Source organism: Allobosea sp. NPDC055594, from assembly GCF_053618995.1.
The window spans coordinates 1-12,849 of sequence record NZ_JBSHIO010000036.1 but is presented as its reverse complement, the minus strand read 5'-3'; the positions used below and the strand labels follow the sequence as shown (position 1 = coordinate 12,849).

Genomic DNA, 12,849 nt, shown 5'->3' with positions numbered 1-12,849 from the left:
AGGTTGGGGTCTTCGGCCCCGTTGGCACATCAGCCTCCGAGCTGCGCTTCTTCCACTTCGCGACGGTCTTCGGGTTGATACCGTAGTGCTTCGCCTGAGCCCTCAGGCTCTTGACTATGCTGTATCGCTCGACCGACCGACGCTGTCGTCGTGCGCTCCCATGATCAACCTGGCCCATAGCGTATCCTTCCACTCCTGTGAAAAGCCTGCACCATCAAAGCCCGGAAGCAAGCAGCTAGGGCAGGCAGATTCGCCCGGGTTTCCGGTCACTTGCGGCGAGGAAACAAGCCGACGCTTCCCGCGTCGGCGCCGGTCACAGCCGGATCTTCTCCTGAGCGGCCGCGCTCCGGTAGCAGGTGAACAGGAGTTCCATCGTGCTCAGATTATCGGCCAGCGCGGAGGCGGGCGCCGTGCCCGCGCCGATATTCGCGAGAAAATCGCGCTGGCTCTCCCGAAAGCCGGCGGCCCGCGGATCTGGATCGAAATGCCAGGCCTCGGCATGCTCGCCGCGCTGCCATGTCACCTTGTTGCCGGCCGAGACGACGAGCCGGCCGGCAGCGGTCCTGATGGCGAGATGGTCGGCGGTCAGGACATCGAAATCCGCGCCCGAACCGTCACACCAATCCAGCGTGATGTCGGCGCAGAATTCGGGGAATTCAAGCCGAGCCCAGGCGGCATCCTCGCCGGCGGTCGCGGGGTGGAATTTGGCGGTCGACGCCCTCACTGCGATCGGCTCGCCAAACAGGGCCCGAAACAGGTCGAGCACATGCACGCCATATTCGAACAGGACCAGGTCGCCGAGCGGCTTCAGCCGCTCGAACAACCCGAAATAGTCCGGGTTCGTCCGCCATGATTCGAGGAAATTGCCGGTCGACGAGAACCGCACATATTCGATCCGGCCCAGCTCGCCACTGGCGATCAGATCGTAGGCCTTCCGGTAACCCGGCAACCATTTCCAGATCTCGTTCACCGCGGCGGTGGTGCCGTATCCTTGGGCGAGGGCCAGAATCTCCCTCGCCTCGCCCAGAGTTTCGGCCAGCGGCTTCTGGGAAAGCACATGCAGACCCCCCTCCAGCGCCTGCTCGATGAGGGGCCGCCGCGTGCCAGGCGGTGTCGTGATATCGACGAAGTCCAGCCTGCCGCCCTCCGCGGCAAGCAGATCGCTCATCGAGCAGAAGACCCGGTCGATCCCAAAGGCGGCGCCGAGGGCTTCGGCGCGCTCCCGATTGGCGTCGCAGACCGCGACGATCCGCACGTCCGCGAGATCCGCCCAAGCAGTGAGATGACGCGGCGCGATAGCCCCGCATCCCACCACCGCACCCAGCATTGCCTCAGCCATGGCTTGTCTCGGCACCGGGCCTTACGGCTGGCGCATCGCCTTGACTTCGTGGACCTCGACGACGTTTCCGGCCGGATCGTAGAAGAAAACCTGATCGAAATCGCCCATCGCCCACTGCCCGTAATGGGCATAGGGGATGCCCTTTTCTTCCAGCCGCTTTTTGAAAGCAGCCAGGTCGTCCGTCCGAAAGGCGATGTGGCCCTGCTGGAGCGGGTTGATCGCATTGTTTGTCCGGACGCCGACGAGGGGATCGCTCTCCGAAAGGTGGAACTGGGCCTGACCGTCGGTGACGTAGGTCGTCTCGCCGCCATAGTCCTGCCGGCCGACCCGCTTCGGGTCCATGCCCGGGACCGGCGTCAGATCCAGGACTTCGCGATAGAACGTGTCCATTTCCGGGACCTGCTTCGAGCAGATGTTCAAATGGTGGAACTCGATTTTCATGAGACGCCTCCCGAGGCTGAAAGAATTATACTAGCTGGTTTTAAAAAGAACCAATGCGTATGTCAACGGCCATGCGGGCTTGGTCGCCGTCTTACGCGCGGAGTTCTGGCCGCCCGCGAGACATGCGCAGACAGGCAAGTCACCCGCTAGCGCGCCCGGTTTCCCCGCCCGCGCAGGGTCGAAAGCATGACGGGCAGCAGGCTGGCGAGGATGATGACCGCGCATCCAGCCAGGGCGACAATGTCCGGCACCTGCTGGAACAGAACGACCCCGGCAATCGCCGCGCCGACAAGCAGGAGATAGGTCGTCGGCGCGAGCAGCGAGGCTTCGGCGCGGGCATAGCCGTAGAGCAGCAAGCCCTGCCCTGCGAGATAGAGCAGCGCCGCGCCGAACGTGCCGGAAAGATCGGAGACCCCGAGCGGGCGCCAGCTCAGCGCGACGAACGGTTTCGTCACCAGCAGTGCGACCGCAGCCAGGACGAACAGGGACAGGCGTGGGTCGGTCGCGACCGAAATACGTCGTGTCGCCAGTTGATAGAGCGCGAAGAGGAGCGCGCCGCAGATGGCGAGGAGATGCCCGAAGGCAAACGTGGAAAAGCCCGGACGAACGACCAGAGCCATGCCCGCAAGGCCGAGGAGGGCGGCGGCGAAGCGCGAGCCTGCGAGCTTTTCGCCGAGCAGGACCGGACCGACCAGAGCAACGAGGGTCGGCCCGACCAGGACCAAGGCGGTCGCTTCCGCCACCGGGATGTAGGCCATCGCCCCGAGCAGGGCGAGGCTGGCGGCGACGGGCAGCAGCGCCCGGACAAGCTGGAGCGGCAGAGGCGACTGCCCGGCAGCGGGCCATCGCAGCTGCGGCCGGAGAAACACGGTGACCAAGATCAAGAAGAAGAGCGAGCGCAGCCAATGCGCCTGCACCAGACCGACCTCGTCTGCGATGGCGCGAAGCCAGACGTCGCTGACCCCCAGGATCATGTTGGCGGCGGCTGCCGCAGCGATCGCGGCAACCATCGCAGTGCTCCGCTCAGCCCGATGCCATCGTGCTCAGGGCCGATTGATCAGCAGGCCGCCGGCGCTCGGCGTTTCGAGCAGCGGCTTCTTGTTGAGGATGAGATCGTCGATATTGCCGGCCGGCACCGTAGCCGCCGCGCCTCGGTAATGCGTGACTAGCGAGGGCATCGCGATCACGATGCCGACGACGACGCACTGGATGATCAGGAAGGGGATCGCCCCGAAATAGATCTGGCCCGAGGTGATCGGCTCGATGCGTTGGCTTGTCAGCTTGTCGACATAGGCCTCCTTTGGCGCGACCGAGCGCAGGAAGATCAGCGCGAAGCCGAAGGGCGGATGCATGAAGGCTGTCTGCAGCGTCGTGGCGATGACGATTCCGAACCAGACGAGGTCGATGCCGAGTGAGGTCGCGGCCGGTGCCAGCAGCGGAACGACGATGAAGGCGATCTCGAAGAAGTCGAGGAAGAACGCCAGCAGGAAGACCAGCACGGCGACGAAGATCATGAAGCCGGTTTCGCCAGCCGGCAGTTTGACCAGCGAATGCTCGATCCAGACATGGCCGTTGATGCCGTAGAAGGTCAGCGAGAACACCCTGGCGCCGATCAGGAGGATCATGACGAAGGCCGAAAGCTGCGCCGTCGAGTAGGTGGCCTGCGAGAGGATGCGCCAGTTGAAGCGCTCCGGGTTGCCGTTGACGATCCGCATCACGATGGCGATGCAGACGGCGCCCAGCGCCCCCATCGCGCCGGCCTCGGTCGGCGTCGCGACGCCGATGAAGATGGTTCCGAGCACCAGGAAGATCAGCAGCAGCGGCGGGATCATGACGAAGGCGATCCGTTCGGCCAGGCTGGAGAACAGCCGGATCGGGGTCGCCTTGGCCAGGAGCGCCGCCAGGAAGACATAGAGCTGCGCCCCAGCCAGCACTCCGATCAGGCTCCGATAGGCGCCGGGCTCACCGCCCGAACCGGAGAAGCGATAAAATCCGAAGGCCGCCGCCAGGACGAGGAGGGCCATGGCCGGATTGTGGAAGGCTGGCACCCTGTTCAGTCCGGCAGCGAGGAATGCCACTAGGGAGGCGGCGAAGATCGACAGGATCGTCACCTCCGCGCTGCCGCTGACGCCGGCTTCCTTGACGATGAGATAGCCGATGCCGGCACTGAACAGGGCGATCAGCCCGATTTGCCACAGGCCACGGCTGCCATTGGGCTCCTTGAAGCCGATCGCCTCCTTCGGCAAGCCAGGCGCCAGGCCCGGCTTGAGGAAGCTCATCAGCATGATCCAAAGCGCATAACAGCCGCACAGCACGAGGGCGGGAAGAAAGGCGCCCTGATACATATCACCGACCGGGCGGCTGAGCTGATCGGCCAGGACGATCAACACGATCGAAGGCGGCATGATCAGGGAAAGCGTGCCGGAAGCCGCGATCACGCCCGAGGCCAGTCGGCGATCGTAGCCGTAGCGCAGCATGATTGGCAGCGAGATCAGGCCCATCGAGATCACGGCAGCCGAAAGTACGCCCGTCGTCGCCGCCAGCAGGGCGCCGACGAAGATCACGGCGTAGGCGAGCCCGCCCCGGACGGTACCGAATACTTGCCCGACCGTCTCCAGCAGATCCTCGGCCATGCCTGATCGCTCGAGGATCAGGCCCATGAAGGTAAAGAACGGGATCGCCAGCAGGACGTCATTGCTCATCACGCCGAAGATGCGCCCCGGCAAGGCCTGCAGCAGCAGCCAGTCGAGACGAATGACCTCCGGCGCGAACGGCGCCAGTTCGACGCCGACGAAGAAGAAGAGCAGGCCGGTCAACCCGAGCGTAAAGCCAACGGGGAGACCGAGCAGCAGGAGGACGATCATGGCGGCAAACATGATCGGTGCCAGGTTCTCGGCGATGAGATGGATCACGATCGGGCTTCCTCAATTCGCCTTGGCTTCAGGGGCGGGCGAGAAACGCTCCCCGGCCCGATAGTTTCGATCGCCGATCGTCAGCTTGATGATCTCGCTCAACGCCTGCAGCAGCAGGCACAGGAAGCCGGCGCTGATCAGCGCCTTGGCCGGCCACATGATAAGCCCGCCGACATTGTTGGACATTTCCTGGGATCTGTACGAATCTACCAGATAAGGAATGCTAAGATAGAATACAGTACCGGAGAACGGGACGATAATAAGGATCGTCCCAAGGGTTTCTACGATTGCTCTTGTTCTTGGACTCATCATGCTGGAGAAGATGTCGATTCTGACATGCTTGTCTTCTCTGAGAGTCCACGCTGCGCACAGCATGAAGGTGGCGCCGAACAGGTACCATTGAATTTCGAGCAGGCTGTTGGACGACCAGAGTAAGAATTTTCTGGCCAGTGCATTCGCAACCGAGACTACGATCGAGCAGGTCAGGCACCACGCGAATATGTGCCCGATCGCGCCGTTGAATTTATCGATGACATGAGAAATCCGTCGAAGCGCAGATATCATTGTCTTTTCTCGGTGAGATGTTCTGTCGGATTCCGACGAATGATGCGCGGGCTCGCGACGACTAGGCAGGGCTCCCGTGCGAGTGGCTTTCGCCTCCCACGGAACGCTAGCGCTTTCTCTTCCGGATCGGCGAAAGGCGCGAACAGCTCCGCGCCTTTCGCCCGGAGATCCTAAAGGAGGGAGTAGATCATCTTATTGTAGTTGAACTCTGCAATCTGGTTCCACAGCGACTGATCGCGCTGGCTTGCTATATGCGCGTCATAGACGAGCTTGAAATCGGGATCCTTGGCCGCGAAATCCTTGTACAGCTCAAGGGCCGAGGCATGGATCGTCTTGACCAGGTCCGGATTATACCCCGTCAGCTTGGTGCCGGCGGCGACGAGCCGGCGAAGGGCGGGGCCGCACACCGTATCATAATATTCGGTCTGATCGTGATTGGCGGCCTTGGCGGCTGCAGTCACCACGGCCTTGTAGGCCTTCGGCAAGGCGTTCCAACGCTCGCTGTTAAAGACGAGGTGGATATAGGACGCCCCTTCCCAGGGCGACGGGTAGTAGTAATAGGGAGCGACTTTCTGGAAGCCGAATTTCTCGTCGTCAGAGGGCTGGATGAAATCCGCCCCGTCGATCGTGCCGCGCTCGAGTGACGGGTAGACGTCGGCTGCCGGGATCATCACCGGCAGCACGCCGAGCTTCGACAGGATCTCCCCGGCCAGCCCCGGAATTCGGAAGCGCAGCCCCTTGAGATCGGCGACCGTCTTAATCTCTTTGCGGAACCAGCCCCCCATCTGCTCGCCGGTGCTGCCGGCAGGAAGGGCATAGACGCCGTGCTTGGCCAGGACCGAATTGCAGAGATCGATGCCGCCACCCCGGTAGAACCAAGCGTTCGACTGCCGCGTGTTCATGCCGAATGGCAGCGAGCTCATCACCGGAAAGGCGCGCGATCGCCCGATGAAGTAGTGCAGCGCCGTGTGCGCGACCTCGACCGTGTTGTTCTTGACTGCATCGAACGACCCGTTGGCATCGACGATTTCGCCGACGGAGAATAGCTGGATCTGGAAGCGGCCGTCGGTCGCCTCGGAGACGATCTTGGCGAACAACTCCAGGCTGCCCCAATGCGCTAGAAGTGTCTTCGGAACCACCGAGGTCAGGCGCCAGCGCAACTCCGGTGAGGACTGGGCAATCGCCGGCGCGGCGATGGCAGTCGCGGCGGCACCAATGGTGCCCACTTTCACAAAATTCCGTCTATCCATGCTTGTCCTCCCATGAGTTCGGATGCCGTCTTGAGACAGTTCTCCCCTTCGCCAGATGGTCACAGGAGCTGGAGCTCCATTTTCCCATCCGTCGAAAATATTACTGGTGAGTATGTCATCAAACGTATCAGAATGCAATAGTGGCATTGCGGCGTGACTTCAGGCCGGGCTCATCGCACTGCGCCTGCCGCCGGTCTTATGCACAGGCCACCCGCCGCCCGTTCGCGTGGGTTTTACGTCGTGCTCGGTGGAACCGTGAGGTCGAGGACATTGATTATCCCGCAGGAAGCCGGCCGGCCGGTGCCGTTCGAGCTGTCGGTTTCGATCCGAGAAGCACTTACGGCTTGGCTAAGGAGGCGACCAGTAGGAGCCGGCGCTGGCTCTTCCGAAGCCGCAGGCGGCCGGGCGACGACGTGACTATGCGGCAGCACGGCCTGCTGCTCGATGGCTGGGTCGCCTTGATAAGCCTGGATCCCCCGCTCTACGGGGCACACCGCCTGCGGCGGACGAAAGTTGCCCTGATTTGCAAGCGCACCGGCAACCTTCGCGCCTGTCGGCCACTGCTGGGCACTCCAAGCTGGAAAGCGCCGTCCGATAGCTCGGGATCGAAGTTGACGATGCTCAGATCCTGTCCGAGCAGACGAATCTCTAACCCGGCCAGCGCGACGGCTGCCCGTCGCGCTGGGATCTCCGGATACACAATGCAGATGTCCACTCCCTGATCAGCTCTGGCCTTGCTGCCGCTGCTTCTTCTTCCGCCAGGGCGCATCCCTCTCCCAGTCACCGGCCATGATGCAGCCATGGGGCAGCACCTCGTCGACGATCTCGGCCAGATCGTAATGCTCGATCTGCCGGCGCACCGAGGCCGCGCTCTTGTAGGCGCTCGGCAGCTCCGAGATATCGATGACGCCCGAGAAGAAGCGCGCATCGATAGCCTTGGTCTCCTCCGCGAAGATCTCAGCGTCCGTGCGCCCGGCCAGCCTCCGCTTGTGCTGGGTACGGGAGAAGTTCCGCCCCGCTCCATGCGGCGAGAAGCCAAGGCCGTTGGCCGCGTTCTTGCCGCGCGCGATCAGCACCGGCTCCGCCATATTGAGCGGGATCAGGGTGAGATCGGTGGCGTCCTCAGCCCAGCCGTCGAAGGCAGGGGTCGCCCCTTTGCCGTGGTAGAATAGCCCGTCCGAGCGCCGGAAGACGAAGTTGTGCTCGTTCCAGAACCGGTCGGCCACGCGCGCCGACAGCCGCTCGGCCACCATGTCGTGGATGACGAGATGGTTCTGCTTCGTCCATTCGCGAATGGCCTGCAGCGCGTCCCAGTATTCGTCGCCCTCGCGCGTATCGGCCGGGATCCAGGCATTCTGCGGCGCCGTCTCGGGCGAGAGCAGCCGGCGGAAATTCTCCGCCGCTCGCATGCCCTTGCTGTAGAGCCGGGCGCCGGGGCCACGCGAACCGTGATGGGTCACCAGCGCCGTCTCGCCGCTCGATTTCAACGTCCCGACATAGGCGAAGTGGTTGCCGTCGCCCTGCGTGCCGAAATGCTCGATCGCGGCGCTGGTGATATCACTCAGCAGCGGGTTTGCGGCAAAGCGCGCCATCACCTCCGCCGGCGGCCGGATCTGCTGCCCGCGCGGACGCCCGCCAGGACCGAAATGCGTGACGGTCTGGACAGTGTCCAGCAGAGCCGCTGGCGCGATACCTGGGAACACCGAGATCGCCATCGAGCAGCAGATATCGGCCGAGTGCATGCCGGGATGGATGCCCTCGGAGACCGCGACACCGCCGACGGGAATCGTGCCGATTGGGCCGGCGGGGCAGGCATCGGGCATCACCGCGCCAGCACGGATCACCGGGGTGCGCATCAACTCGGCCATGCTGAGCACGACGGATTCGACGCTCGCCGCCTCCTCCGGCGTCTCCGCGTCGATGTTCAGATGGAAGGGCACGGTCCCGGCCGTGTGGAGCGGCGTCGCCGGAGGCGGCTCGAAGCTGCACGCGACCGCGATCGCCTCCTCGAAGGAGCCGCCCTTTTCCAGCAGCGCGTTTCCGGCCGCGAGCGCGCGGCCGAACCACTTGCCCTGCTTGACGCCGGCATCGATCAGATCCTGCCCACTCAGAACGTCAGTCATCGTCTCTCTCTTTCCGCATGCCTGCCGCATGGCCGCATACGCTCCCATAGTCATCTCTGTTTTCGGTCGGATCGGCTGACAAGGATCACGAGACGATTTCCGCCACCTCGCCGGAGCGAGGGAAGGGTTGGAACCTTCACGCCTTTCGGCACCTGCCGGAGCAGGCTGCATCTACCTGTGTAGTCCCGTCTGCATTCAGCCGTTCCAAAGCGGCCATGGCGACCAGGGTTTGCGAGACTTCCGCAAGCCGAAGGCGAGCGGGGTGGATTCGAACCACCAACACCGATGTAGTCCCGCAGGCATTCGCCATGTCATTCGGTCCCGGCGACGAGGGCGGCAAGACACCTTTACTGAGCTACCGAACCTTCCGGTGAAGGCCGGGAACGATTTGAACGTCCGACAGGCCATGGCCCTTGCCACGGCTGCTCTACCTGTAGTCCTGCCTGCATTCGCCGGGTGTTGTCTGGTCTTGGTCTCCAATCTGGTTCGAGGTCATGACGACAAGGGGGGATGAAACATCGCCCGTCTTGCGACGGACACCTGCTCTACCGCTGAGCTACGGGCCCTCCGTTGGTGGACCCGGCGGGGATCGAACCCGCGACCTGGAGGGTTACAGCCTGTAGTTCCATCGGCATTCGTCATGCCTGCTTCGAAGTCCTTCCCAAAACCCCGGCGGCCGGATTGCCGCCGGGGGCCTACAGCGTGATGGCCTCGATCTGTTCGACCCAATGGTCGGCGCCGGTCTCGGCCTTGGCCATCGTGGCGATCACTTCGAAGACCTGATCGGAGAAGCCGCCGACATTCAGGATGTCGCCACGGCTCTTCGCCTGCGTCGTGGTCAGGGGCTGGAGGTCGATGCAGACGAGCTTCGCCTGCGGGTTCGCCATCTTCACCCTATTCCACGCCTGCATCGTCGCGGTGCCCTGATGCGCATGCGCTGATGCATCCACCCAGGACTGGTTGTCCGAGACGAAGACGACGAGATCGACCTTCGCCCTCTCCTGTGCTAGCCACTCCAGCGGGGCGGAACAGTTCGTCCCGCCGCCTCCGATCGCAGCCAACTTGACCGCATTGGTCATCACCGCATCGCGCGGGTTGAGGTCGACGTCGACCACATCCTGCTCGAAGGGCAGCACCCTCGCCGTGCGGTTGGCCCGCAGGAACGCCGCCGCCACCAGGGCCGCGACATCGATGCAGCGCACCTTGCTCGAAGCGCCCTGGCGGTGACCCGTCACGGGCGAGATCATCGAGCCGGACACGTCCGGGCAGACCACGACGCGGCCGCCGATCGCAGGCACATTGGCGAGCGCGATCTCCATCGCGTCCTGCAATGCCTCCTTCACGACCCCGGGCACCGCCGCGTCAGCCATGGTGAAGGCCACCATCAGCTGGTACGGGAACACCCTGGCGCGCCGGATCTCCTCCGGATCGCGCAAGCGCCGCGCCAGCTGCTCGGCGAAGCCCTCGACCTCGAACACGCCGTTGCGGGCGAGGCTGTTGAGGTTCTGCCGCAGCATCTGCCAGCCAGCCGTCCCGGTGATCTCCACCCAATGCTCCCTGGTCAGGGGCAATGCGGTCAGCATCTGGAATGGCACCGCCGGCACTGGCAGCGACGGATCGCGCTTGAATGCCTCGAAGGCCTTGACCAGCTCGGGCAGCGCCAGCACGTCGTGCGGCTTGCCGATCAGGTAGCCATAGAGGGCCGCGCGCGCCGCCGATGCCGGCTTCGGGTGCACCATCTTGATCACATCGGCCAAGGACGGCTCGTTGCCGACCGCGGCGCGCATGACCTCGATATCGCTCGCCTGCTCGAACCAGGCCTGGACGAAGCGCTTGGGACGCGTTCCGAGCGACTTGCGCCCGGTCGCACCGGATCGCATGACCTGCACGAAGTTGCGCAGCATCTTGCCGTTCCGGACGATGCGCGGGAAGGCGCGACTGAACTCGTCGCCATGCAGGCAGGACAGCACCGCGAGCAGCAGAGCCGGCATGTCCTTCATGTAGCCCTTCTCGAACGCGAACACCGCGGTCTTCGCCAGGAAATCCGGCTCGACCTGCCAGGCCAGCTCCAGCACTTCGGTCAGCTGCTCCCGCGCCCCGGCATAGAAGGTCGCGTTGAACGTTCCCGTCGCCGCCAGTTGCGCCAGAGCCTGCCGAGGCGACAGGCCGTAAGCTTGTGCCTCTTCATGGTTCTTGGCATCGGTGCGCGGGAGCAGCTTTCCTGCCATCGTCGCAAACACGGATTTGTTTGCCATCATCTTCATCCTTCGTTTTCACGAGCCGATCATTTCAGGCTTCGTGCCAACTCCGGGAAGGCGACAGGAAGGACGCACGAACTATTAGTGCATCCAATTGATATATAATAAGAAAAGTATTTTAGACGGCCTCAGGAGGCTCCCAATCGAGGATGTCTGTCGCCTAAAAATATTATCCTGTAAGATAATTATATAGATCATTGGATAATACGATCATGCGCCGCCGCGTCGCCATCAGCATCCTTGGAACGACGCTCGACGCCGGGCGCGGCGAACGCTGGAAGCGCTGGCGCCCGACGATCGGGCTCTGCCAGCAGCAGGGGCTCTTCATCGACCGCCTCGAGCTGCTCCACGGCGCCAGTTCGGGCGGCCTCGCACGCGAGATCATCTCCGACATCGAGAAGGTCTCCCCGGCGACGGAGGTTCGGCAGCATCTGATCGAGCTGGCCGATCCCTGGGATTTCAGCGAGGTCTATACCAGCCTGCGCGACTTTGCCCGCGCCTATGCCTTCGATCCCGATCGCGAGGACTATCTGGTCAACATCACCACCGGCACCCATGTCGCGCAGATCTGCTGGTTCCTGCTCACGGAAGCGCATTACATCCCCGGCCGCCTGATCCAGCTCTCGCCGCCGCGCGGGCGCCCGGAGACCAGCGACTATGCCGGCAATCATTCGATCATCGACCTCGACCTCTCGCGCTACGACGCCATCGCAACGCGCTTCGCCGCTGAGCATGAAGAGGCGACCTCCTTCCTGAAATCCGGCATCGCCACGCGCAGTACCGCCTTCAACGCGATGATCGACCAGATCGAGAAGGTCGCGATCCGCTCGCGTGCACCGGTGCTGCTCACCGGGCCAACCGGCGCCGGCAAGTCGCAACTCGCCAAGCGTATCTACGAACTGAAGAAGGCTCAGCACCAGGTCCCCGGCGAGTTCGTCGAGGTGAATTGCGCGACGCTGCGCGGCGATCAGGCGATGTCGACCCTGTTCGGCCATGTGAAGGGCGCCTTCACTGGCGCCCAGAGCGACAGGCCGGGCCTGATGAAGGCTGCCGACAAGGGCGTGCTCTTCCTCGACGAGATCGGCGAACTCGGGCTCGACGAGCAGGCGATGTGCCTGCGCGCGATCGAGGAGAAGCGCTTCCTGCCGATGGGCTCCGACCGCGACCGGAGCTCGGATTTCCAGCTCATCGCCGGCACCAACAAGGATCTCTCGCTCTGCGTCCGTGAAGGCACTTTTCGCGAGGATCTGTTCGCGCGGCTCAATCTCTGGACCTTTCGCCTGCCGGCGCTGCGCGACCGCAAGGACGACATCGAGCCCAATCTCGACTTCGAGCTGCGCCGCTTCGCCGAGCGCGAGCGGCAGAACGTGACCTTCAACAAGGAGGCACGCGCGCTCTATCTCACATTCGCCATCGCACCCGATGCCGCATGGCACGCCAATTTCCGTGATCTCTCGGCCTCGGTCACCCGCATGGCGACGCTGGCGCCGCAAGGGCGCATCAACGAAGCGACGGTGCGCGACGAGATCGCGCGGCTATCCGAGCATTGGCGCGCCGGTTCGGCGGGGGCTCCCGGGCCGGAGGAGCGGCTGCATGACGTCCTCGGGCGTGACCGGGTCGAGGAGATCGATCTGTTCGACCGAGCCCAGCTGGCGGCAGTCATCGGGGTCTGCCGCGAAAGCCGCACCCTCAGCGCAGCGGGGCGCAGGCTCTTCTCCGTCTCTCGCACGACCAAGACAAGCGGGAACGATGCCGACAGGCTGCGCAAATACCTCGCGCGCTTCGGGCTGAAGTTCGAGGATATGTCGGCCACGCACTCGCAGGGCTAGCGATGTCCGCTTCTGGGCAGTCCCCCAACGTCCGGACATGTGAAGGGTTTCGGATGCCGGTCCGTGCGGGCGGGGTCTGACCGGGCTGAGGGCCGGCGTCCGAAAGCCTCCAGGGGAGGAAGCCGCGGCCCGG

9 protein-coding genes and 1 pseudogene are annotated in these 12,849 nt (G+C 63.8%); 1 reads left to right on the top strand and 9 read right to left on the bottom strand.

From position 1 onward, the window contains the following. The 9 genes and pseudogenes from ACWGRX_RS26695 to ACWGRX_RS26655 all read right to left on the bottom strand — a co-directional run. Positions 1 to 178: pseudogene (locus tag ACWGRX_RS26695) on the bottom strand (IS481 family transposase); the annotation flags it as partial. A gap of 135 nt (positions 179 to 313) precedes the next feature. Then, complete coding sequence (locus tag ACWGRX_RS26690) at positions 314 to 1,327, bottom strand: Gfo/Idh/MocA family protein (protein ID WP_452120030.1); 1,014 nt, start codon at positions 1,325 to 1,327, stop codon at positions 314 to 316. A gap of 33 nt (positions 1,328 to 1,360) precedes the next feature. After that, positions 1,361 to 1,780 (bottom strand): VOC family protein, encoded by a 420-nt coding sequence (locus ACWGRX_RS26685; RefSeq protein ID WP_452120029.1) that lies wholly within the window; start codon positions 1,778 to 1,780, stop codon positions 1,361 to 1,363. Positions 1,781 to 1,926: 146 nt separating this feature from the next. Continuing rightward, entirely contained in the window at positions 1,927 to 2,790 is an 864-nt protein-coding gene (locus ACWGRX_RS26680) for a DMT family transporter (protein WP_452120028.1), read from the bottom strand. A gap of 33 nt (positions 2,791 to 2,823) precedes the next feature. After that, on the bottom strand, positions 2,824 to 4,692 hold the full coding sequence (locus ACWGRX_RS26675; protein ID WP_452120027.1) for a TRAP transporter large permease: 1,869 nt from the start codon (positions 4,690 to 4,692) through the stop codon (positions 2,824 to 2,826). A 12-nt stretch (positions 4,693 to 4,704) separates the two neighbouring features. Further along, a complete protein-coding gene (locus ACWGRX_RS26670) occupies positions 4,705 to 5,256 on the bottom strand; it encodes a TRAP transporter small permease subunit (RefSeq protein WP_452120026.1) in 552 nt (183 codons plus the stop codon). A 170-nt stretch (positions 5,257 to 5,426) separates the two neighbouring features. Next, positions 5,427 to 6,506, bottom strand: coding sequence for a TRAP transporter substrate-binding protein (locus ACWGRX_RS26665; protein ID WP_452120025.1), 1,080 nt, complete (start codon positions 6,504 to 6,506; stop codon positions 5,427 to 5,429). A 722-nt stretch (positions 6,507 to 7,228) separates the two neighbouring features. Beyond that, positions 7,229 to 8,629, bottom strand: coding sequence for an RtcB family protein (locus tag ACWGRX_RS26660; RefSeq protein ID WP_452120024.1), 1,401 nt, complete (start codon positions 8,627 to 8,629; stop codon positions 7,229 to 7,231). 695 nt (positions 8,630 to 9,324) lie between these two features. Next, the gene (locus ACWGRX_RS26655; protein ID WP_452120023.1) at positions 9,325 to 10,884 is read right to left on the bottom strand and encodes a vWA domain-containing protein; all 1,560 of its coding nucleotides are present in this window, start codon (positions 10,882 to 10,884) and stop codon (positions 9,325 to 9,327) included. 215 nt (positions 10,885 to 11,099) lie between these two features. Here ACWGRX_RS26655 and rtcR point away from each other — a divergent pair, with 215 nt between their 5' ends. Then, positions 11,100 to 12,716 (top strand): RNA repair transcriptional activator RtcR, encoded by a 1,617-nt coding sequence (gene rtcR, locus ACWGRX_RS26650; protein ID WP_452120022.1) that lies wholly within the window; start codon positions 11,100 to 11,102, stop codon positions 12,714 to 12,716. Positions 12,717 to 12,849 lie beyond the last annotated feature (133 nt).

What these genes read in the sequence shown, in the direction of transcription:
- ACWGRX_RS26690 (WP_452120030.1), bottom strand. Translation starts at nt 1,327, where the DNA reads ATGCTGGGTGCGGTGGTGGGATGCGGGGCTATCGCGCCGCGTCATCTC.
- ACWGRX_RS26685 (WP_452120029.1), bottom strand. Translation starts at nt 1,780, where the DNA reads ATGAAAATCGAGTTCCACCATTTGAACATCTGCTCGAAGCAGGTCCCG.
- ACWGRX_RS26680 (WP_452120028.1), bottom strand. Translation starts at nt 2,790, where the DNA reads ATGGTTGCCGCGATCGCTGCGGCAGCCGCCGCCAACATGATCCTGGGG.
- ACWGRX_RS26670 (WP_452120026.1), bottom strand. Translation starts at nt 5,256, where the DNA reads ATGATATCTGCGCTTCGACGGATTTCTCATGTCATCGATAAATTCAAC.
- ACWGRX_RS26665 (WP_452120025.1), bottom strand. Translation starts at nt 6,506, where the DNA reads ATGGATAGACGGAATTTTGTGAAAGTGGGCACCATTGGTGCCGCCGCG.
- ACWGRX_RS26660 (WP_452120024.1), bottom strand. Translation starts at nt 8,629, where the DNA reads ATGACTGACGTTCTGAGTGGGCAGGATCTGATCGATGCCGGCGTCAAG.
- ACWGRX_RS26655 (WP_452120023.1), bottom strand. Translation starts at nt 10,884, where the DNA reads ATGGCAAACAAATCCGTGTTTGCGACGATGGCAGGAAAGCTGCTCCCG.
- rtcR (WP_452120022.1), top strand. Translation starts at nt 11,100, where the DNA reads ATGCGCCGCCGCGTCGCCATCAGCATCCTTGGAACGACGCTCGACGCC.